The organism is Streptomyces sp. NPDC032198 (genome assembly GCF_040636975.1).
GTDB lineage: Bacteria > Actinomycetota > Actinomycetes > Streptomycetales > Streptomycetaceae > Streptomyces.
Genome location: NZ_JBEZVL010000003.1, coordinates 60,006 through 80,929 on the forward strand (window position 1 = coordinate 60,006; position 20,924 = coordinate 80,929).

Here is a 20,924-nt window from a genome sequence, read left to right on the forward strand (position 1 = left end):
CCGTACGGAGGTTCGACAAGCGGCGGCCCGGCGACGGATCAGGGCTCCTGGTGGTGCGGGTTGGCGTCCGCGCCTTCCGTGCTGAGCAGTACGAGGGTGGATGCGGGGCCGAGGCCGAGCGCCGCGCGGCGGTCCTCTGCGCCGGCACCCGTCAGCGCGGCCCGGACTCCGGCGAGCGGCGCGGCCCCGCAGGGGCCCGAGGAGACGCCGAGGGCGGCGAGCGCGCGGGCCGCTCGCGCGCCGGCGGCGTCGGTGACGGCGACGGCGGCGTCGATGCCGCAGCGGAGGTAGGGCCAGGCGAGGCTGGAGGGGGTGCCGCAGTTCAGTCCCGCCATGGCCGTGTCACCGGTGACGACGCCGGTCAGCTCCCCGCGGGTGAGGCTCTCGATGACGCAGGGCGCGGCCTCGGGCTCCACGGAGAGCAGCGAGGGGGCCGGGCGTCCGGCGGGCCGGCTGCGGTAGTGGGTGACGGCGGCCTGCGCGAGCGAGCCCACGCCCACGGGCACGGCCACCAGGTCGGGCGGCCCCGCACCGGCTGCGGCGAGCTGGGCGTCGACCTCGGTGAACAGGGTCGAGTAGCCCTCGACGATCCACCGGGGGATGCGCTCGTAACCGGGCCAGGCGGAGTCCTGGACGAGCAGCGTGGCGGGCCCGTCCGCCGCGGCGTCGGCCGCCCTGCGCACGGCGTCGTCGTAGGGACCGGCGACCTGGGTGACCTCGGCACCCTCGGATGCGATGGCCGCCGAGGCGGCCGGGTGCACTCCCCCGGACACGAAGACGTGGGCGCGCTGGCCCAGGAGCCTGGCGAACCGGGCGACCGCGCGGCCGTGGTTGCCATCGGTGGCCGTGACCAGCGTGACAGGACCCGACGGAGCCCCGCTGTTCGCGGCCCGCTCGGCGAGGGCGCGGTGCACCGCCCAGGACGCGCCGAGCGCCTTGAACGCGGGCAGCCCCAGGCGCGCGGACTCGTCCTTGACGAAGACCCGGCCCACACCCAGCTCGTCGGCGAGGGAGGCGAGCTCGTGGAGCGGGGTGGTCGCGTAGCCGGGGAGTGAGGCGTGGAAGGCCTGGGCCTCGGCGGGCTCGGGCGGGCAGCTCCAGGCGCGGGCGGCGGGGCGGGCGAACCAGGCCACCGGCTTCTCTGCGTTCTCAGGGTTTCCGCGGTCCTCAGGGGCCCCGCAGCTCTCAGGGGCTCCGCAGTTCTCAGGGGCCCCACGATTCTCACGGTTCTCCGTGTTCTCAGGCATCCGGCCAGCCTGCGGCCACCCTCGCCCCGCGGTCCAGTACCCGCTTCCGGCCGGGCCCCCTCTCACCCGCCACGGGACCCTCTCCTCAGCGACATGAGTAAAGCGCGTACGCTTACGTCATCGATCGTCGGAGATCGAGCCCTCATCCCCTGCCAGGAGGACGCATGACCTCGCCGTCGCAGACCGCGCGCACCCCCCAGACCCTCGACCGCCCCTTCAGCGTCGGCAGCCTCAACCTGCCCAACCGCATCGTGATGGCCCCCATGACCCGCGAGTTCTCGCCGGGCGGCGTGCCCGGCGCGGACGTGGCGGAGTACTACGCCCGCCGGGCCGCGGCCGGTGTCGGCCTGATCATCACCGAGGGGACGTACGTCGGTCACGCGTCGGCCGGTACGAGCGACCGGGTGCCGCGCTTCCACGGGGACGACGCCCTCGAAGGCTGGCGCAAGGTGGCCGACGCCGTGCACGCGGCGGGCGGGAAGATCATTCCTCAGCTGTGGCACGTCGGCATCACCCGCGACGAGGGCAAGGGCCCGGTGCCGTCCGCTCCCCCGGCCGGCCCCTCCGCGATCGGCCTCGACGGCGAGCCGAAGGGCAGCGCGCTGACGGCCGATGACCTCGACGACGTGATCCGGGCGTTCGCCGAGGCCGCTGCCGCCGCCGAGCGCATCGGCTTCGACGGCATCGAACTGCACGGCGCGCACGGCTACTTGATCGACCAGTTCCTCTGGGAGCGCACCAACCGGCGCACCGACGGCTACGGCGGCGATCTCGAGGGCCGCACCCGCTTCGCCGCGGAGCTCGTCGCGGCCGTACGGGCCGCCGTCTCGCCCGACTTCCCGATCTTCTTCCGCCTCTCGCAGTGGAAGGCCGGCAGCTACGACGCGAAGCTCGCCCAGTCCCCCGAGGAGCTGGAGCGCCTGCTCGCCCCGCTGGTGAAGGCGGGCGTCGACGTCCTGCACGCCTCCACCCGCCGCTACTGGCTGCCGGAGTTCGAGGGCAGCGACCTCAACCTCGCGGGCTGGGTCAAGAAGGTGTCCGGCCTGCCCGTGGTCACCGTGGGCTCGGTAGGCCTCGACCAGGAGTTCATCGGCCCGGAGGGCTGGGCGCCGCCGTCCGCCTCCACCGGCATCGACCCGCTCGTCGACCGCCTGGAGCGCGACGAGTTCGACCTGGTGGCGGTGGGCCGCGCCCTCATCGCCGACCCGGAGTGGGCGGCCAAGGCACTGGAGAACCGGCTCGCCGACGCGACGCCGTTCGACAAGTCGCTGCTGACGAGCCTGGCCTGAGCGACAGCCGCTGTGCGTACGGTCCCGGTACCGCGGGGACCGTACGCGCGGTGACGTCCGGAGCCGTAGCCGCCGTGACGGTAGCCAAAGTCATACGCTGCTGTCACCCGCCGTCGCGTACGATATGCCCATGACCTGGCCTGCCACCGAGCGCTGCTTCCCCACCGCCGTCCCCGGCGGCCTGGGGCTCGTGCAGGACCTCCTGAACACCGTGCCCTCCTGCCGTCCGGAGGAGGACGATCTCCTCGGGGACGTGACCGCCGCGCAGACCTGGGTCTCCGTGGCGCTGCCCACCTGGGCCGAGCGCACGGGGCGCGCGTCGGTGCGGCTCACCCTCACCGAAGAGGACCTGCCCAGACTGCGGCAGCTGCGCGAGCAGATGCGCCGGGCCCTCCTCTCTCGATGCGGCACGACGAGCGGCGAGACCGCGCGCTTCACCTCCTGTGCCCTCCAGGTCAACCTGCACGGCGACGCCGCACTGACGACCGAGCCGGAGGGCGAGGGCTGGCGCTGGCTGACGTCCGCCATCCTGTGCGAGGCGCTGCTCGCGCAGACCACGGGTGAGTGGCGGCGCCTGAAGATCTGCCGCAACGAACAGTGCGGCAGGGCGTTCTACGACCGCTCCCGCAACAACAGCGGCGTCTGGCACTCCACCCGAGGCTGCGGGAACGCCGCGAACCTGCGGGCATCGCGCCAACGCCGCCGGGCGGGCGCCGAGGCGGAACCGGCACCGGACCCCCAGGCCTGAAGAGTCCTGAGCCACCGTCAACTGCCGTACTCCACCAGGCTGGTGGGCGTCACGATGCGTCGCGCGGGGCCCGGCGCCGGTTTCCTGCCCGGGTCGGACTCCCTGCCCTGCATCCGGTCGGCGAGCAGCCTGCCTGCCGCCCGGCCGAGTTCATCGCTGTCGTACGCGACGAGGGTGAGCGGCAGGCCGAGCGCGTCGGCCAGTTCGAAGTCGTCGAAGCCTGCGAGCGCGGTGTCGGTGCCGGAGGCGCGCAGGGCACGGAACGCCCCTATCGTGTTGCGGTTGTTGGAGCAGAACAGCGCGGTGGGCGGCTCCGGCAGCGCCAGGAGTTCGGCCGCCGCCCGCCGGGCCTCGCGCGGCTCGGTCTGCCCTTGTCGTACGTAGTGTTCGTCGAAGGGGATGCCATGGGCGGCGAGGGCGGCCGCATACCCCCTCAGGCGCTCGGTGCCGGTGTAGACGGCGGGCGGTGAGCCGAGGAAGCCGATGCGGCGGTGGCCGCGGACGATCAGCCGGGCGGTGGCGGCGCGGGCCCCGCCGAAGTCGTCGACCAGGACGCAGTCGGCGTCGAATCCTTCGGGCGGCCGGCTGGCGAGCACCACCGGTACGCCGTCGGCGGCCGCCGCGGCGAGATGGCGATGATCCGCCGCGGCGGGGACAGCGATGATGCCGTCGACGCGCCGGGCCACCAGGTCCGCGACGAGTTCACGCTCGGCGTCCAGGTCCTGGCCGGTGTTCCCGATGACGGTCTTGAAGCCGTCGCCCGCGATGACGGAGTCCACACCGAGGGCGAACCGTGAGTAGAACGGGTTGGCCAGGTTCGTGACGACGAGTCCGACCAGGCCCGTGCCGCGTCCCAGGCGGAGGCTGCGGGCCACCTCGTTGGGCCGGTAGCCGAGTTCCGCCGCGGCGGAGCGGATGCGCTCCCGGGTGGCCGGGAGCACGCGCGGGTCGTCGCGCAGGGCCCTGGACGCGGTCATCGCACTGACGCCCACCCGCTCGGCGACGTCCCGCAGCGTGGCCGGACCGTCCATGGGCGGACGCGGTTCGGGCATCGTCATGTGTCTCCTTTCCCGGCGGATCGCCTCACCTCCCGGCAGCCCGGACGTACTCGGCGGTCCCGATCAGCGCCGCGTCCGCGCCCAGCGTGCCGGGGCGCGGTCTCACCGGAGTATCCCCGAAGCCGGTGCGCAGGGCGGGGCCGACCACATCCCAGGACAGCGCCATGGCGCCGCCGACGACGACCACCGACGCCCCGAAGTCGCGTACGCACGGGGCGAGGACAGTACCCAGGGCGGCGAGGGCCTCGTCAAGGACCTGTCGGGCCCAGCGTTCGCCCCGCCGCGCGCGCTCGGCGACGTCCCGCACGTCCACGCCCTGGTCACCGCCGTAGCGGGCGAGGATCGCCCGGCGCGAAACGGTGTGCTCCAGCGGCGCGCCCGACCAGCGCATCAGGTCGAGGCGGCCTTCGGGCGGCACCCCCGGCCCGTCCCTGCACACGACGCCGTCCGCGAGGAACGCCGACCCCACCCCCGAGCCCAGGGTGATCCCCACGCAGCGCCGGTGGCCGGCCGCGGCTCCCGCGCTCGCCTCTCCGAGGAGGAACGCGTGCGCGTCGTTCAGGAACACCACGTCCGCGGGCCGCGGCCACACCCCGTCGAGCAGCACCGAGCGCACGTCGATGCCGTACAGGTCGTCGAACTTCCCCACGCCCTCGAAGCGGGCGATGCCCTTCTCGTGGTCGAAGGGTCCCGGTACGGCGGCGCCCCACACCTGACCGGCGGGCACCTGCAGGTCCCCGGCGCAGCGCACGACCGTGCCGAGCAGGTGCTCGGCGTTGCCCCGCGCGTCGAGCGGCCGCCGGACGCGACGGCTCACCCGCGCGTGCGACGGGTCGACCAGTGCGGCGGTGACGTGGGTGCCGCCGATCTCCAGGACGGCTCTCACGTGTGCCCCGCGCTCGCGGCACGGCGGTCACGCACGAGTGCCTTCACCACCTTCGCCGGGCCGCCCCGCGACTCCAGCCGGTAGCCGCCGACCGCCGCGGGCACCGTCAGCGTCTCCGCGTACGCCAGCGTGTGCCGCTCTCCCGCCGAGGTCAGCACGGTGACCCCCTCCCCCTCCACCACGTTCAGGACGTGGAACCGTCCCGCCGTGTCGTCCGCGGCGACGGCGTCCGCGTCGAGCGCGTAGCGCCGCACCTCGTAGAACATCTCGTCCAGCGCGCCGAGCAGTTCCTCGCGCCAGCCGTCCCCGCGCCGCAGGACGTAGGGCTCCTGCACCAGGTCGCGTGTCACGGCGGCGCCGCGCCGCTCCGTCTCCAGGTTGGCCAGGCCGTGCTCGTAGGGCAGGGGGCGCGGGTTGCCGTCGACGTCCGGCCGCAGCCAGTCGTAGAAGCGCAGGCTGTAGAGGTACGGGGTCGCGCTGATCTCCAGTACGAGGTTTCCGGCGCCGCTCGCGTGCGGGGTGCCCGCGGGGATCATGAAGAGCCTGCCTTGTTCGGCAGGGAACGTCATGACGTGGTCCGCGGGGTCCATCGGCACCCCGTCGTGCGCGGCTTCCTCGATCTCCTTGCGGAAGAGGGCGAGGTCGGTGTCCTCGCGCAGGCCGAGATAGACGCGGGTGTCGGTACCGCCGAGCGTCATGTAGTACGTCTCGTGCTGGGTGTAGTGCCAGCCGAACCGCTCGCGCATGTACGGCTCCTTGGGGTGGCAGTGCACCGACAGGTTGCCGCCTCCCACGGTGTCCAGATAGTCGAAGCGGATCGGAAAGGACGTGCCGAAGCGGGCGTGCGCCTCGGGGCCGAGCACCTCGTCGGGGTGCAGGACGCACAGGAGCTGGAAGGGGACCTCCGCCTGGGACTCGGGGCCGTCCCCGATGAGGATGCCCGCTTCGGGGGCGATGAGTTCGTAGCCGAGCGCGGTGTTGCGTGCGCCGGGGTTGAAGCCGAGCGCCCGCTGCCCCCAATGCCCGCCCCAGGGCGTGGAGTTGAAGACTGGTCTGGTGCGCACGGGCTGCCGCGCGAGTGCGGCGTAGCTCGCCCGCAGGCCGTTCCCGTCCAGGAACACGGGGCGTCCGGGATCCTGCACGTCCACCCAGCCGTCGAGCTGGCGGGCGATCGTGTCCCGGTGGCGGTCGAGCATCGGCCAGTCCACGTAGAAGAGCCGCTTCAACTCGGCCCCCTCGCCCGGCAGCCCGAGGTTGCTGCCCTCCCCGGCCGCCATCGCGGACTCCGCGTACCGCTTGGGCAGATCGGCGTACCAGAGCACGTCGTGCAGGACCAGAGAGGCGCCGGGACCGTACACAAGCAGCAGGCCGTCCGCGCAGCCGTCGTCCTGCGGGAGTTCGTCGAACAGGTCGGTGAGGGGGTTCTCCGCGAGCCTGCAGTAGTAGGGGTCGTCGGCGTCGGGCGCGCTCATGGTGCGGCGGCGCACCACGGCGGGGGGCGCGTAGCGCGTACGGATGTCGAGGGTGCGCACGGGCAGGGGGCAGGCGGCGGTGAGCCGCGCGACGATGGTCTCCCAGTCGGCTGCCGGAGGCCCTTCGACGGCCACGATGGCGGGTTCGGTGGGCAGTTGGGCGGCCACGGCATCCCAGCCGCAGGCCAGTACGGCCCCCGGTGCCGGGGGGTAGCGCGGGTCGAGCCGGTACACGCGTGCTCCTTCGTGCGGAGGTTCTTCTTCGTGCGGAGTTCGTCGTGGGCGGGGCTTGGCAGAGGGTCTTCGCTGCGGGTTCAGGGCCGTGTCAGCAGCACCGCGGTCGTGCCGAGGGCCGGGATGTCGACTGTCAACGCGCCCTTAGATACAGCGAGTTCACCGGCCGCCGTGCCCAGGTAGTCCGCGCTGTGAGCGGCCGCCACCGGAAAGTGCACCCGTACCGGACAGGCCACCGGCTCCTCAGCGAAGGACTGCAGCCGGAGGAGGACCTGGCCGGCACCCGGCGTGGTGGCACCGACCAGGCGGACGCGCGTGTCCCCGAGTTCGGCGAAGGCGAGCGACGCCTGCCCGCCGCCCTCCGCTCCCCTGGCCCGGACGGCTCGCAGCGGGCGGCTCCAGGCCGCCGCCGTCCGGGGGCCGAGCCCGTCGGCGGCCGGTCCGCAGGCGAGGCTGTAGCGGTAGGTGAACTCGAAGCCCTGCTCGCCGGGGAAGTTGGTGTCCCACAGGTTGTTGTGGATCCAGGAGAAGACGGTCGCGGGTTCGTCGTGCCCCATGGTCTTCGGGAAGGGCGCGTACGGCAGCGCGATGTTGCCGAACTGCACGAGCGGCGCGTCCTGCGTGGACCAGGCCACCGCGAGCCCGTCCTCGGCGAGCGTCACCCAGCGGCGCACGGCTCGCATGTGCAGGGCCGAACCCGGCACCACGGGAAGGGTGGTGCCCGTAAGTCCACCCGATGCCTCCATCCGGACGACCGGCTCGTCGAAGGCGAAGGGAAAGGCGAAGTAGGCGCTCTCCTTGCCCAGCGTTCTGTCCTTGTCGAGCCGGTTCTCGATGTCGAGGCGTGGCACGCCCACGGGCAGGGTGAGGGTGGTGCGCAGCCGGTTGGCTCCCGCAGGACGCGTCTCGTACGTGATCGACTCGGCCGTCACGGTCGAGTGGCGGGCGATGAGCGCGGCGGGCGGGGCGACGGCGCGGACGCCGAGGTGTTCGAGGCGGTCGGACGCCGTCGTGCGGCTGGAGTTGTGGTTGAAGGCCCCGGCGGTGGTGTAGCTGTCATGGATGTAACCGTTGAAACCGACGGTCGCGTCCGGGCGCACGAGTTCGCGGCCGGTCGCCTTGTCGACGACCGAGGCGATGCAGGCGTGCGCGAGGTCCACGCGGACGGCGAGGTGTTCGTTCTCCAGGAGCGTCGGTTCGGGGCGGGCGTGTGCCGCGGCGGCGGTCCGCGCCGGGTCCTCGCGCTCGGTGCCGCCGGTGGGGTTCCAGCCGGTGGCGGCCTTCACGACCGTGGCGGACGACCGATCGGCGGTCCGCGCCGTGTCAGGGGTGATGTCCAGGCGCACCGACCCCGCGGGCGGCACCTCGGCCACGCGCACCACCAGGAACCGCCCGGCGTCCCGGTGGTCGTCGTTGGTCTGCGCCTCTTCCCCGTGGACGATCCGGCGCCCGCTGCGGGCGTCGCGCACGGCCACCGGCTGCTCCAGCGGCACGCTGCTCTCCGGCAGGAAGATCCGCACGACGTCCGTGCGCGGCCAGGAGCAGGTGTTGATCACGTGGTAGGTCGCCGCCGCGCCGGGGGCCGCCGCGAGCCGCTGGCCGAGCCGGGCGCTCGCCCTGCCCAGGAGCGCGTTCCCGTCGTCGTACGCGCGCATCGCCTGCCCGTACTTCCAGTGCCACTGGTGCTCCCCGGAGTGGCCTCCCTCGTCGCCGTGGGTCCACGGGTCGCCGGCGCCCCAGGTGTGCTCGTCGAAGAGCGACACCGCCTCGTAGACCCCGGCGGCGTCCGCGCTGTCTTCCTCCGCCCCCGTGGCGCCGAGGAGTCCTGCGAACGTGCCGATGGTCTGGGCGTCGGCGACCACGGACTGGGCGGTGCGGGCCAGGGACAGGGGCCGCGCCCCCGAGCCGACTCCGTCGACCCACCAGTCGGTCCAGTCGCCCTCGAAGGTCTGGATGGCGTCGCCGAGCCTGGCCTCGGCGTCGGTGAAGAAGTCCTCGTTGCGGGAGAGCCGCAGCTGGGGGTGGGCCCAGGTCTCGTTCCAGCGGCGGACGGTGTCGGCGATGATGCGGCGGGGCGGCGCGTTGTCGCCGAACTTGCCCTGGACGCGCAGGTGGAGCACGTCCCAGGGGTAGGGCTCGCGCTTGACCTCGGCCTGGTCCATGGCCCAGCCGAAGATGCCGCCGCGGTAGGGGTAAGGGTGGGTGGCCAGGGAGGTCAGATAGGCGGGCAGCAGGTCGTCGACGTCCGCGTAGTCGGTGTCGAAGCCGAGCAGCGGTCCTTCCATGTAGGCGAGGCCGTGCGGGGTGTCGGTGACCCAGACGAGGACGCTGTTGCCGCTGGGGGCGCGCCACCGGAACAGCCGCGGGAGTTTCTCGCCGCCGACCAGGTGGGGCACCGAGCGGCCGGCCCAGTTGTGCGCCACCGAGAGGTACTTGACCCCGGCGGCGGAGAGCGCGTCGACCAGGCCGACGACCGCGCCCGGCACGTCGGTCTGCATGGCGGAGGTGAACGTGACGCCGTGGCGCTCGCGCACGTCGTGGGCGAGCCGCAGCAGTTCGTGCAGTTCGTCGGTGGAGCAGGTCTCGGTGTGCAGGTTGAACGGCAGCGCGGTCAGCTCGATGCGTCCTTCGCGCACACGTCGTACGAACTCCTCGACCTGCTCGGCGGGCCGGGCGTCCGCCCACTGCCGGAACGACCACAGCGACTCGACGCACCAGCGGAATCGGGACTCGGCGGGCCAGTCGTCGGTGGCCCGGGTCAGCTCCAGGCAGGAGTCGAGGAAGGAGAGATGCTCGGCGAGGACGTGGCCCTGGGGGTCGGTGTAGCCGATGTCGAGGTGGGAGTGGTGGACGAGGTGGAGGGTCCAGCGGCGCTGCGGGGTCAGGCGGACGTCAATGCCCTCGGTGGCGTCCGGCAGGCAGACGGTGAGGCGCGTCTCGGTGTCGACGGCGGGCACCAAGAGGCGTACGGAGCCGCCCGGGCCCGCGAGCCGCTCGACGGGCAGCGCGGCACCGGACTCGGTTCGGACGGCCAACTCGGCAGGCAGAAAGGACCCGTTGACCGCTTCGACGCGCAGCGACTGCGTGAGGCCGTCGCCGTCCGGCGCCCTGCGCAGCAGCGGTTCCTCCGTCAACCGAAGGGCACTGCCGCCGAGGCTGCCCTCCGCGGTGATGACGGAGGAGCGCAGGCTGTCGCGTATCCGGTCGTTGTCCCAGTCGGTGGTGCGGACAAGGGCCCGTGTCGTCATGCGGTTCTCTCTCCTGGTCTCGATGGTTCTCGGCGGCTCTCAGCGGGCGGATGCGGTGACGCCGCGCAGGAACAGGCCGCGGAACACCAGGAAGAGGAGGAGCGTGGGCAGGGAGACGATCAGCGCGCCGGCCAGGATGACGGGCGGTCCTGTCGAGGAGTAGGCGTTGTTGAGGGTGGTCAGGGCCGCCATCACCGGCTGCACGTCGGGGCTGCGGCTGAGCGTGATGCCCAGGAGAAGGTCGTTCCAGACGGCGGTGAACTGGAAGATGAAGGCCGCGCCGAGCCCCGCCTTCATCAGCGGTACGTGGATGCGCCAGAAGATCCGCCGGAAGGAGGCGCCGTCGATGAGCGCCGCCTCGGTCAACTCTGGCGGCATCGTGGTCATTTGATTGCGGATCAGGAAGAAGGCGAAGGGTACGGCCCACGCCGAGTAGATCAGCATGAGTCCTAGCCTGGTGTCGTAGAGATTGGCGTCGGCGTAGAGCCCGAAGAGCGGTGCGAGGAACATCTGCAGCGGGAAGAGCGTGCCGGAGTAGATCAGCCAGAACCAGAACGCGGGCCTGGGGACGGGCAGGACCACGACGGCGAACGCGGCCATGGCCGCGACGAGCACCGCGGCCAGGCCGCACACGACGGCGTAGAGCAGCGAGGCCTGGAAGCTGTCGCCGATGCCCGCCACGTTCCATGCGGTCTTGAGGTTCTCGGCGAGGTCGAAGCCCTGGACGGTCCAGTCGGGCTTGCCCGTGTACTCGGCGGCGGGCGTCAGCGCGTTGACCACGAGGAGATACAGCGGGATCAGCCAGAGCAGCACGCATCCGGCGATGAAGAGATGGCGCACGGTGCGACCCATGAGAGCCTCCTCAGGCCTTGGTGGTGGCGTGGGAGTCGGCCTCGGGCATCTGGCGGCGCAGGTACATCCAGGAGGAGGCGACGACGATCACTGAGAGGACGAGGGCGATCGCCGATCCGTAGCCGACGTGGAAGAGCCGGAACGCCTCGCGGTACATGCTCAGGGCGAGGGTCTCGGAGGAGCGGGACGGGCCGCCCTTGGTGAGGATCCAGATCATGTCGAACGCCTTGAGGCTGTTCACGATCGCCATCCCGACCACGACGACCGTCACGGCGCGCAGCTGGGGCAGCGTGATGTACCGGAACATCCGCCAGCCGCTCGCGCCGTCCAACTGCGCCGCCTCGACGGTGTCCTGGGGAATGGCGCGCAGCCCGATCGCGAAGAGGACGACATTGAGCCCGGTGGCCTGCCACGTACTGGCGACGATCATCGAGAGGGTGTTCTGCGGCCACTCCAGGAGCCAGGTCTGCGCCCACGAGTCGAGTCCGATCCCGCGCAGCACCTGATTGACCGCGCCGTCGGAGGTCAGCATGAAGTTCCACAGGACCGCCGTGGCGGCGGCGGAGATGGCATACGGCAGCACGATCACCAGCTGGGCGATGCCGCCGAACCGCATCCGGTGCGTGGCCACGGCGATGAGCAGTCCGGCGAGGACGGGCAGGAGCAGGGTGCCTGCCACCCACATCAGGGTGTTCAGCAGGGACCGCCCGAAGATCGGGTCATCGGCGAGCCGCGCGTAGTTGTCGAAGCCGGTGAAGGTGCTGGTGAAGCCGTTGTCCTCGAAGAAGCTGTCGTAGACGCTGCGGAAGAAGGGATAGACGAGGAGTACGCCGACGAACGCGAAGGCGGGCAGGGCCCACGGCAGTGCGGCGAGCGGACCGCCGAGCCTGCCGTTGCCGCGGACCGCCCGGTGCGGGGTGCGGATCGGGACGCGGCGCCGGACGCCTACGGGCTTCGCGGCACGCGGGGCCGGGGCGGGGGCGGGGCTCACGATCTCGGTCATGTCTCCTCCGCCTCCCGCCATACCTGCCATGCCTCGTCCGCGCGGTCCTGCATGGTCCGCAGCACCGTGCGGTAGGAGGACGGGTTCAGCAGGAAACCGGCCAGGTCGTCGACGGTCGCCTCGACCAGTTCGGGCGGGCCCTGCTCCCAGAACCGGTTGAGCAGCCAGAGCTTGTCGCCGCGCACCTTCTTCGCGAGGCCCGCGATCACCGGGTTCGCGGGCTCCACCCCGGGATTGGGGCAGCCGTCCTGGAGGCTGTGCGAGAAGGCCTTCATCACGGCGGGCCGCAGCCAGTTGCCCGCCGCCTTCAACGCCTCGTCGCGGTCCGGGCCCTTCACGGTGGAGACGAGGGCACTGGACTCGAAGATGACGCAGGGGCGGGCCTTCGGGTCGGCCATGGGCAGCACGAAGGCGCCGAGGTTCTTCCCGGGTTTTCCGCCCGCTCCGACCAGGGTCGAGCCGAGCCAGGTGCCGCAGGGCACCATTCCGACCTTGCCGTGGACGACGGCCGCGGCGGCATCGGCGTGGCTCATGTCCATGGAGGTGAACCAGTCCTTGTCGAAGAAGGACTCCAGGGTGCGCAGGGCGCGTTCGGCCCGCGGGTCGGTGTACCGGGCGCGGCCGTTCATCAAGTCGTCGTAGAACTTCGGGTCTTGGCGGCTGAGCATCTCCTGGAACCAGATGAAGGCGGGCCAGCGGTCGGCCGCCGAGCCGTGCAGCGGGGTGATCCCGTTCTTCTTGAGCCGCTCACAGGCCGCGAGGAACTCGTTCCAGGTGCCGGGTACTTGGAGTCGATGTTCCTCGAACACCTCGATGTTGTAGAAGAACACCCAGTACGCGAGGTTCATGGGCAGTCCGTAGACCCGCCCCCGATAGGTGAACGCGTCCCGTAAGGAGGCGTCGACCCAGCCTCTGCCGACGGCACGGTCCCACTGCCGGGTCAGGTCGACGATGCCGCCGGTGCGGGCGAGGTCCTGGAGCCGGTAGCCCGACCAGTACTTGAGCATGTCCGGTGTCTTGTTGGTGCGCAGCGAGGACTTGACGACCTGCTCGAACGACTCGAGGGAGGGATTCACCTCGGGAACCAGCTGCAGCCCCGCCGTCGCCTTCATCGCCGCCCCCGCCTCGGCCATCGGCTTCTCCCAGGCGGCACTGTCACCGAGCACGGCGACCTTGCCGGGAGGCTGCCCGCTCGCGGTCGCACAGGCCGTGGCGAGCGCCCCGGCGGCGGCCGCGGCGAGGAGGGCACGACGGTCGAGCGGAGCACCTGGTACCGGATGAAGGCGGTGACGACTACCTGACATGGGCGGCTCCCCAGGTGTGTCTCTGCCCGGTGTTAGCGTTAACACGGGCGTGATGGAGCTTCCCTACGCCGGGGTGGGATGTCAATGGTTCGCGCAGCGGCAAGGCGTGACCGGCTCAACTGGGCGCTCCGGCCGGGCAGTTCGATCAGCCCCGCCGCGGCACGGCACGGCCCCCGCGCTGGCTCCGCGGCACGTACCGCATCGCCACCGCCCCCGAGCCGAGCTCCAGCCGGTCCACGAGCGCCAGGTCGACGTACTGCGAGAGACCCGCGAACAAGGTGGGTCCGTGGCCCGCCAGCCTGGGATGCACCACGAACTCGTACTCGTCGATCAGCCCCAGCTCCGCCAACGCGAGCGGAAGCCGCACGCCTCCCACGTACAACCCCTCGCCCGGTTCCTGCTTGAGCCGTTGAACGGCCTCCCGCAGGTCCCCGCGCACGAGCTCCGCGTTCCAGTCGACCGCGCCCAGGGAACTCGACACCACGTACTTCTTCGCGGCGTCGATGGTCCGGGCGAAGGGGTCCATCCGGTCCGCCGGCCCGTCGGGGCCCCCTCCCGTGCGAGCCGGGCGCCACGCCGCTTCCATCATCTCGTACGTCACCCGGCCAAAGAGGAGGGCGTCGGCGCGGGCGAGGATCGCAGCCGCGTGCCGGTGCAGTTCCTCGCTCGCGGGAATCGCGCGATGATCGCAGCACCCGTCCAGGGTGATGTTGATGGAGTACCGCAGGGGTCGCATCGCGCGAGAATATCCCCGCCGTCAGCCCTGGCGGTCGATTCCGGCCGCGAGCCCGTCGAGCACCCTCGACAGGCGCCGCTCGAACACCACGTCCGGATCGGGGTGGTCCTCGGCCTCGACGACGAGCCGCCGCAGGTACGGCAGCTGCCCCCCCTCCAGCAACTGGGTGAGGAACGGTCCGACCCGGCGCTGGTAGCCCGCCAGGTCCAGGCCGGTGCGCCGCTGCGCTTCGACCTCTCCCAGTTCCTGCCCGACAAAACCCCGGGTGAACTGCAGGGCCGTGGACATCACATCCATCATTCCGTCCATGTCGAGACCGATGCCGTCCACGCAGGCCAGACCGGTCTCGAGGAACTGGCGGGCGTTGGGCCCCAGGGTCGGCCGGTGCCCGAAGCGGGTGATCCACGGGTGGGCGTGGTGCAGCCGGCGCATCTCCCGGGCCAGCCGGGCGATGTCGGCCCGCCAGTCCCCGGACGGCATCCCGGTCAGGTCCAGCTCGCCGAGGACCGCGTCGTACATCAGCTCGGTCAGGTCGTCCTTGTTGCCGACGTGCCGGTAGAGCGACATCGGGCTGTGGTCCATCCGCCCCGCGACCTTGCGCATCGAGACCGCGTCGACGCCGTCCTCGTCGGCCAGGGCGATCGCGGCCGCGGTGATGGCCGTGTGGTCGAGGGTGCGCGCGGGCCCCCGCCCCTGACCGGAGAGACGGGCCCAGATGACGGGCGGCGGTTCGTCGGTCACAGCGGCGCTCCTTGCGTGATTGCGTGCATCCTACGGGACGCTTACGGTGTACGCGTCCAGTCACGTACGCTGTACACGTCTCGCCGCCGACGACTTCCGAGGTATCGACATGCCCTCTTCCTCCCCCTTGGCTTCCTCCTTGGCTTCATCCACCGTGGACATCGCCATCGTGGGCGGCGGCCTCAGTGGTCTCGTGCTGGCCCGCATCCTCCAGGAGCACGGCGTGGCAAGCACCGTCTACGAACTCGACGCCACCGCCGACGCGCGGAGACAGGGCGGCCTGCTCGACCTGCACGTCGAGTCCGGCCAAGCGGCCCTGCGCGCGGCGGGACTGTACGAGCGGTTCCGCCGGCTCACCCGGCCGCAGGCGGAGGCGATGCGGGTGATGGACAAGGCGGGCACCGTCTTCATCGACCAGGCCGCCGACGACGGTTCGGGTGAGGGCGGACGGCCCGAGATCGACCGGACGGAACTGCGCGCCCTGCTGCTCGATTCACTGCACCCGGGACGGGTCGTCTGGGACCACAAGCTCAGCCGGGCCCGCCGTCTGGACGACGGCCGGTTCGAGCTCGTCTTCGCCGACGGCTCGCGCGGGAGCGCCGATCTGCTGATCGGGGCCGACGGCGCCTGGTCGCGGGTCCGCCCCCTCGTCTCGGACGCCGCACCGGAGTACGCCGGGATCAGCTACGTCGACTTCCGCGTCACCGATGCCCCGGCCAGGGTGCCCGCCTCGGCCGCCCTGGTCGGCACCGGGAGCCTGTTCGCCCTGTCGGACAACAAGAACATCGGCGGACACGGAGGCCGCGACCTGCACTTGGGGGCCATGCTGCGGACGCCCGAGGACTGGATCGAGACGCGTGGCGTCGACTGGTCGGACGTGGCCGCCGTCCGCGCCTGCCTGCTGGCGGAGTTCGCCGACTGGACCCCGGCGCTGACCGATCTGATCCGCCACTGCGACGACGAGATCACGGCGCGCCGGGTCCACGCCCTGCCCGTCGGCCATGCGTGGCCGCGCGTCCCTGGCGTGACGCTGGTTGGCGACGCCGCCCACCTGATGTCGCCGTTCGCCGGTGAGGGCGCGAACGCCGCGATGTACGACGCCTGTGAGCTGGCCCTCGCGCTGATCGAGCACGGTACCGACGTCGAGAGCGCGCTCCACCAGTACGAGACGGCGATGTTCCCGCGCGCCGCGGACGCCGCCCGGAAGTCCGCCCGCGGGCTCGACCTGTGCTTCGCCGACGACTCCCCCCGGGGGTTGGTCGAGTTCTTCGGCAGGATGAGCGCCCACGCCACCCCCACGCACTAACGGGGCGGCTCAACTAGGCTGCTACGGCGTCCTGTTCGGCGGGCTCGGGCAGTTCCCGGGTGCCGGGTACGGGCGACGGCAGGAGCCACAGCACCGCGAGGACCGCTCCGGCGGTGCCGATCCAGAGGGTGGGGCGCAGACCGATGGCCGTGCCGAGTGCGCCGCCGAGCAGGGCGCCCAGGGGGCGGAAACCGTGGTTCAGGGTGCGGTAGGCGCCCATGACCCGTGAGCGGATGGTCTGCGGGATCAGCACCATCTGGAGTGACCCGGCGGCGATGTCGATGACCATCACGCCCACGCAGCTGAGGAATTCGGCGGCGAAGAGCGTGGCGACGACCAGCGGCAGCGGGCCATCGGCGAGCGGTACGAGCACCAGGGGCAGGGTGAACCCCACGGAGCCGCAGAGGATCGAGGGGCCGATGCCGAAGCGGCGCACGATCCTGCCGCTGCTCGCGGCGCCGATCAGACCGCCGACGGCTCCCGCGCTCAGGATGGCGCCGAGAACGCCCGCACTCAGGCCGAGTTCCACCGTCACGTACAGCACGAAGAGCGTGTGGAACATGTAGTTGAAGAACTGGATGGTCCCGGACCACGCGAAGAGTGCCCGCATCGACGGCTCCTTGACCACCCACCGCAGACCCGCCGTGAAGTGCCCCTTGCCGACGGGTTCGGGCACGGGTTCCACGGGGTCGATACGCGCGAGGAAGCGGGCCGAGACGAGATAGGTGAAGGCGTCGGCGAGCAGAGCGAAGGGCGCGGTGAGGAACTGCACGAGGAGCCCGCCGGCTCCGGGCCCGGCCAGCCAGGACATCGAACGGCTGCCGCTGACCAGGGAGTTGGCCTGCACATAGCGCTCGCTCGACACCAGCGCCACGAACAGGGTGTTGTTGCAGGCGTCGAAGAGCACGGTCAGCGCGCCGATCGCGAACGCCGTCGCGTAGAGCTGCCCGAGCGTGAGGGCATCGAGCAGATACGCGACCGGGAGCGTCACGAGCAGGGCCGCGCGGGCCAGATCGGCGGCGATCATGGCGCGCCGCCGCCGGGCCTGCCGGTCGGCCCAGGCGCCAAGGGGGAGGTTGAGGAAGAGCGCGGGCAGCAGTTCGGCCGTCTTGAGCCAGCCCATCTCGGCGGCGTCGGCGCCCAGGACGAGGACGGCGGCGAGCGGGATGGCGATCAGGGAGATCTCGCCGCCGATGAGCGAGATGGTCTGCCCGGTCCAGTAGCGCCGGAAGCTCCGCTCCCGTAACAGGGCGGGTATGCGCTCCCGCACCTTCCTCACGCCTCGGCCTCCCTGTCCGTCGCCCTCTCCGTCTCCGCGTTCATCTCCCCGTCCCCGTCCGGGACTTCACCGGGAATCTCCCGGTCGACGAAGGCGAGCCGCACCACGCTGACGGGAATCGCACCGTCGGGACGTCGGTCCGGATCGCTCCCCCGGTCCTCGTAGGGCTGCAGCAGCGCGTTGATGCGCTCGCCGATGCCGGTCAGCTCCTCGGGGGTGAGATGCAGCAGCGAGTCGCTGAACTGCTCTGCCTCGCGCCAGGCCCGAGGCAGCGTGTGGCGTTGCTCCATGGCCCGGACGGCCCGTTCGAAGTACCGCCGGGCGACCGCGGCGGACAGCGCGTCCGACGCTTCGGCGACGGCCGGGTCCTCGCTGTGACCGGGCCAGTCGGTGAACCGGGCGGTCGCCCGCCACGGCTTCTCGCGCCCCCGGCCGCCGGGGGCCTCCTCGACGAGCCCGTACTTCGCCAGTATCCGCAGGTGGTACGAGCAGCTGGCCACGGACTCGCCGGTCAGCTCGGCGGCACGGGTGGCCGTGAACGGGCCGCTCCGCCGCAGCAGACCGACCAGGGCCATGCGCGTGGGGTGGGCGTAGGCCCGCAGGGCGCGGGGGTCGGTGAGCTGAATGCTGCGCTCGGTGGGCGTGGGGCTCTCCGGGGTTTCCTCCATGATGTAAAGCTATCTTTAGAAAGATTCCTTTACAAGGCTGTCACGCGCCGCTCCCCGCCCCCGGGGCCGACCGGCGGGCCCTCGCCCCCGGGCCCACGATCGAGGGACACCGGAGGAAGGGGCCGCCCAGTGGCCAAGGACAAGAAGGACCGGAAGAAGCGGGGCAAGGACGCGAAGGGCGCCAAGAACGCGAAGGGCACCAAGGGTGGCGGCAAAAAGACCCGCGAGCCCGCCGCCCCGCTCCGGGAGGTGCTCCGCATCCCCGAGGGCGAGCGCGTCAACCTCGCCTCGTACGCGGCCGACGCGACGCCCGCGGGCCCCGCGGACAAGGCCGCCGGTGTTCTCGCCACCGCCCGGATGGGCGAACGGCTCACCGACCTCCAGGAGCGGCTGTACGCGGCGAGCACCGCGGGCGACCGCCGCCGCGTCCTCCTCGTGCTGCAGGGCATGGACACCAGCGGCAAGGGCGGCACAGTCAAGCACGTCATCGGCCTGTTCAACCCCTCCGGCTGCCGCATCAAGGCCTTCAAGGCGCCCACCCCCGAGGAGTTGAGCCACCCTTTCCTCTGGCGCATCACGCAGGCGCTCCCCGTGGCCGGCGAGATCGGCATCTTCGACCGCTCGCACTACGAGGACGTCCTGATCGCCCGCGTCCGCGAACTGGTGCCGCCCAGCGACCTCGGCCGCCGCTACGGCCGGATCAACCACTTCGAGCAGAGCCTCGCCGACGACGGCGTCACCATCATCAAGTGCTTCCTGCACATCTCGTACGAACAGCAGCGCCGTCGCCTGCTCGAACGCCTCGACAACCCGGACAAGCACTGGAAGTTCAACCCGGGCGACATCGCGGAGCGCGCCCTGTGGCCCGCCTATCAGGAGGCGTACGAGATCGCGCTCGAGCGCTGCTCGACGGCGCACGCCCCCTGGTTCCTCATCCCGGCGGACCGCAAGTGGTACCGCAACTGGGCGATCAGCAGGCTGCTCCTGGAGCACCTGAGCGCCCTGGATCCGCAGTACCCGAAGGCGGACTTCGACGTCGGCGTGGCGCGGAACCAGCTCACGTCAAGCCGTCACAAGATCGGACATTAAAGATCACTCCTGACAAGATCGGGCAGAAGTTACTTCTAGGTATGCAGTGACTTAGTGCGCCAGTAGCAGTAGAACTCGTTCCCATTCCTACGAGAGTGAGGAACATCATATGAGTGGCACCACCACGCGTTCTAACGGTTCCGGAGGCGTTTCACGCCGAAGATTCATAGCTGGAACCAGTTCTATTCTTGGCGTCGCGACCCTCGCGAGTCTCGCCCCCGCTGCCCAGGCGAACGCCGCAGCCGCGGCCGGACCCATCGGCGACGGAGCCCACGTCCCCGTACTGGTGATCGGCACCGGGTACGGCGGCTCCGTCGCCGCCCTGCGTCTCGCCCAGGCGGGCGTCGACGTCCACATGATCGAGATGGGCATGGCCTGGGACACCCCCGGCGCCGACGGCAAGATCTTCGCCCACACGACCTCGCCCGACGGCCGTTCCTACTGGCTGCGGACCAAGACCAAACAGCCCCTCAGCAACTTCCTCGGCTTCCCGATCGACAAGACCATCCCCCGCTACACCGGGATCCTCGACGCCGAGGAGATGGGCGGGATCATCGTCTACCAGGGCCGCGGCGTCGGCGGCGGCTCACTCGTCAACGGCGGCATGGCCGTCACGCCCAAGCGCGAGAACTTCGGCGCCATCCTCCCGTCGGTCAACGCAGACGAGATGTACTCCACCTACTACCCGCGCGCCAACGCCGGTCTCGGCGTCAGCACCATCGACCCCGCGTGGTTCGACAGCGTCGACTGCTACCAGTACTCCCGGGTCGGCCGCAAGCACGCCCAGCGCTCCGGGTTCCCGTTCGTCTTCGTGCCCGGCGTCTACGACTGGGACTACATGAAACAGGAGGCGGCCGGAACGGTCCCCAAGTCGGCTGTGGCCGGCGAGATCCTCTATGGCAACAACTACGGTAAGAAGTCGCTCCAGAAGACGTACATCGCCAAGGCCACCGCGACCGGAAAGGTCACCATCTCACCGCTGCACAGGGTCACCACGGTGTCCCCCGCGTCCGGTGGCGGCTACACCGTCGTCATCGAGCAGCTCAACACCACCGGCGACACCACCGCCACCAAGTCCGTCACCGCCGACCGGGTGTTCTTCGCCGCGGGCAGCGTCGGCACCAGCAAACTGCTCGTCAAACTGAAGGCCACCGGCGCTCTGCCCCACCTGAACGGAGAGATCGGCAAGGGGTGGGGCGACAACGGAAACGTCATGTGCGGGCGCGCCAATCACCTGTGGGACGCGACCGGCAAGGTCCAGTCGTCCATCCCCACCGGCGGCATCGACAACTGGGCGGCCGGTGGCGCGTTCGCCGAAGTGGCGCCCCTGCCCACCGGTATCGAGACCTACGCGTCGTTCTACCTGTCGATCACCAAGAACCCGAACCGCGCCTCGTTCTCCTGGAACGCCGCGGCGGGCAAGGCGGAGCTGAACTGGCAGACGGCCTGGAAGCAGCCGTCCATCGACGCCGCCAAGACCATCTTCGACAAGATCAACTCGAAGGAGGGGACGATCTACCGCACCGATCTGTTCGGCACGTACAAGATCTGGGGCGACCACCTCACCTACCACCCGCTCGGCGGCGCCGTCCTGAACAAGGCGACCGACAACTACGGCCGTCTGCACGGCCATCCGGGCCTGTACGTCATCGACGGCTCGCTGATCCCCGGCAACACGAGCGTCAACCCGTTCGTCACCATCACGGCGCTCGCCGAACGCAACATCGAGAAGATCATCGCCACTGATCTGTAGCCGTGCCCCTC

17 protein-coding genes are annotated in these 20,924 nt (G+C 71.2%); 5 read left to right on the forward strand and 12 right to left on the reverse strand.

Going from position 1 to position 20,924, the window contains the following annotated elements:
- Nucleotides 1-38: 38 nt before the first annotated feature.
- Nucleotides 39-1,133 carry a diaminopropionate ammonia-lyase gene (locus tag AB0E78_RS08455; protein ID WP_361829650.1) on the reverse strand — a complete coding sequence of 365 codons (1,095 nt, stop codon included), beginning with the start codon at nucleotides 1,131-1,133 and terminating at the stop codon, nucleotides 39-41.
- Nucleotides 1,134-1,411: 278 nt separating this feature from the next.
- Here AB0E78_RS08455 and AB0E78_RS08460 point away from each other — a divergent pair, with 278 nt between their 5' ends.
- The gene (locus tag AB0E78_RS08460) at nucleotides 1,412-2,536 is read left to right on the forward strand and encodes an NADH:flavin oxidoreductase (RefSeq protein ID WP_361829652.1); all 1,125 of its coding nucleotides are present in this window, start codon (nucleotides 1,412-1,414) and stop codon (nucleotides 2,534-2,536) included.
- Between the two features lie 130 nt (nucleotides 2,537-2,666).
- Nucleotides 2,667-3,284, forward strand: coding sequence for a CGNR zinc finger domain-containing protein (locus AB0E78_RS08465; RefSeq protein ID WP_361829654.1), 618 nt, complete (start codon nucleotides 2,667-2,669; stop codon nucleotides 3,282-3,284).
- Between the two features lie 17 nt (nucleotides 3,285-3,301).
- On the opposite strand, the gene AB0E78_RS08470 is transcribed toward AB0E78_RS08465, so the two are convergent.
- The 9 genes from AB0E78_RS08470 to AB0E78_RS08510 all read right to left on the reverse strand — a co-directional run bounded on the left by AB0E78_RS08470 (nucleotide 3,302) and on the right by AB0E78_RS08510 (nucleotide 14,818).
- A complete protein-coding gene (locus AB0E78_RS08470) occupies nucleotides 3,302-4,336 on the reverse strand; it encodes a LacI family DNA-binding transcriptional regulator (protein ID WP_361830409.1) in 1,035 nt (344 codons plus the stop codon).
- Between the two features lie 31 nt (nucleotides 4,337-4,367).
- Nucleotides 4,368-5,228 carry an ROK family protein gene (locus AB0E78_RS08475; protein ID WP_361829656.1) on the reverse strand — a complete coding sequence of 287 codons (861 nt, stop codon included), beginning with the start codon at nucleotides 5,226-5,228 and terminating at the stop codon, nucleotides 4,368-4,370.
- Nucleotides 5,225-6,934, reverse strand: a complete 1,710-nt coding sequence (locus AB0E78_RS08480; protein WP_361829657.1) for a hypothetical protein — start codon at nucleotides 6,932-6,934, stop codon at nucleotides 5,225-5,227. Before AB0E78_RS08480 ends, AB0E78_RS08475 begins: the two co-directional genes overlap by 4 nt.
- Before the next feature lie 80 nt (nucleotides 6,935-7,014).
- Entirely contained in the window at nucleotides 7,015-10,182 is a 3,168-nt protein-coding gene (locus AB0E78_RS08485) for an alpha-mannosidase (RefSeq protein WP_361829659.1), read from the reverse strand.
- 39 nt (nucleotides 10,183-10,221) lie between these two features.
- Nucleotides 10,222-11,034 (reverse strand): carbohydrate ABC transporter permease, encoded by an 813-nt coding sequence (locus AB0E78_RS08490; protein ID WP_361829661.1) that lies wholly within the window; start codon nucleotides 11,032-11,034, stop codon nucleotides 10,222-10,224.
- 10 nt (nucleotides 11,035-11,044) lie between these two features.
- The gene (locus tag AB0E78_RS08495; RefSeq protein ID WP_361829663.1) at nucleotides 11,045-12,037 is read right to left on the reverse strand and encodes a sugar ABC transporter permease; all 993 of its coding nucleotides are present in this window, start codon (nucleotides 12,035-12,037) and stop codon (nucleotides 11,045-11,047) included.
- Nucleotides 12,034-13,341, reverse strand: coding sequence for an extracellular solute-binding protein (locus AB0E78_RS08500; RefSeq protein ID WP_361829665.1), 1,308 nt, complete (start codon nucleotides 13,339-13,341; stop codon nucleotides 12,034-12,036). Before AB0E78_RS08500 ends, AB0E78_RS08495 begins: the two co-directional genes overlap by 4 nt.
- A gap of 145 nt (nucleotides 13,342-13,486) precedes the next feature.
- The gene (locus AB0E78_RS08505) at nucleotides 13,487-14,077 is read right to left on the reverse strand and encodes a dihydrofolate reductase family protein (RefSeq protein WP_361829667.1); all 591 of its coding nucleotides are present in this window, start codon (nucleotides 14,075-14,077) and stop codon (nucleotides 13,487-13,489) included.
- A gap of 21 nt (nucleotides 14,078-14,098) precedes the next feature.
- On the reverse strand, nucleotides 14,099-14,818 hold the full coding sequence (locus AB0E78_RS08510) for a TetR/AcrR family transcriptional regulator (RefSeq protein WP_361829669.1): 720 nt from the start codon (nucleotides 14,816-14,818) through the stop codon (nucleotides 14,099-14,101).
- Between the two features lie 139 nt (nucleotides 14,819-14,957).
- On the opposite strand from AB0E78_RS08510, the gene AB0E78_RS08515 reads away from it, so the two are divergent.
- A complete protein-coding gene (locus tag AB0E78_RS08515; protein ID WP_361829671.1) occupies nucleotides 14,958-16,124 on the forward strand; it encodes an NAD(P)/FAD-dependent oxidoreductase in 1,167 nt (388 codons plus the stop codon).
- Nucleotides 16,125-16,137: 13 nt separating this feature from the next.
- Here AB0E78_RS08515 and AB0E78_RS08520 read toward each other — a convergent pair whose 3' ends face one another.
- Both AB0E78_RS08520 and AB0E78_RS08525 read right to left on the reverse strand, forming a co-directional pair.
- Nucleotides 16,138-17,403 (reverse strand): MFS transporter, encoded by a 1,266-nt coding sequence (locus AB0E78_RS08520; RefSeq protein ID WP_361829673.1) that lies wholly within the window; start codon nucleotides 17,401-17,403, stop codon nucleotides 16,138-16,140.
- Complete coding sequence (locus tag AB0E78_RS08525) at nucleotides 17,400-18,071, reverse strand: helix-turn-helix domain-containing protein (RefSeq protein ID WP_361829675.1); 672 nt, start codon at nucleotides 18,069-18,071, stop codon at nucleotides 17,400-17,402. Before AB0E78_RS08525 ends, AB0E78_RS08520 begins: the two co-directional genes overlap by 4 nt.
- A 249-nt stretch (nucleotides 18,072-18,320) precedes the next feature.
- On the opposite strand from AB0E78_RS08525, the gene AB0E78_RS08530 reads away from it, so the two are divergent.
- Both AB0E78_RS08530 and AB0E78_RS08535 read left to right on the forward strand, forming a co-directional pair.
- Nucleotides 18,321-19,160 carry a polyphosphate kinase 2 family protein gene (locus AB0E78_RS08530; protein WP_361830411.1) on the forward strand — a complete coding sequence of 280 codons (840 nt, stop codon included), beginning with the start codon at nucleotides 18,321-18,323 and terminating at the stop codon, nucleotides 19,158-19,160.
- Between the two features lie 109 nt (nucleotides 19,161-19,269).
- A complete protein-coding gene (locus tag AB0E78_RS08535) occupies nucleotides 19,270-20,913 on the forward strand; it encodes a GMC oxidoreductase (RefSeq protein ID WP_361829677.1) in 1,644 nt (547 codons plus the stop codon).
- Nucleotides 20,914-20,924 lie beyond the last annotated feature (11 nt).

Coding starts and splice junctions, on each gene's coding strand:
- AB0E78_RS08535 (WP_361829677.1), top strand. CDS start 19,270: ATGAGTGGCACCACCACGCGTTCTAACGGTTCCGGAGGCGTTTCACGC.
- AB0E78_RS08500 (WP_361829665.1), bottom strand. CDS start 13,341: ATGTCAGGTAGTCGTCACCGCCTTCATCCGGTACCAGGTGCTCCGCTC.
- AB0E78_RS08460 (WP_361829652.1), top strand. CDS start 1,412: ATGACCTCGCCGTCGCAGACCGCGCGCACCCCCCAGACCCTCGACCGC.
- AB0E78_RS08465 (WP_361829654.1), top strand. CDS start 2,667: ATGACCTGGCCTGCCACCGAGCGCTGCTTCCCCACCGCCGTCCCCGGC.
- AB0E78_RS08495 (WP_361829663.1), bottom strand. CDS start 12,037: ATGACCGAGATCGTGAGCCCCGCCCCCGCCCCGGCCCCGCGTGCCGCG.
- AB0E78_RS08505 (WP_361829667.1), bottom strand. CDS start 14,077: ATGCGACCCCTGCGGTACTCCATCAACATCACCCTGGACGGGTGCTGC.
- AB0E78_RS08470 (WP_361830409.1), bottom strand. CDS start 4,336: ATGCCCGAACCGCGTCCGCCCATGGACGGTCCGGCCACGCTGCGGGAC.
- AB0E78_RS08485 (WP_361829659.1), bottom strand. CDS start 10,182: ATGACGACACGGGCCCTTGTCCGCACCACCGACTGGGACAACGACCGG.
- AB0E78_RS08525 (WP_361829675.1), bottom strand. CDS start 18,071: ATGGAGGAAACCCCGGAGAGCCCCACGCCCACCGAGCGCAGCATTCAG.
- AB0E78_RS08490 (WP_361829661.1), bottom strand. CDS start 11,034: ATGGGTCGCACCGTGCGCCATCTCTTCATCGCCGGATGCGTGCTGCTC.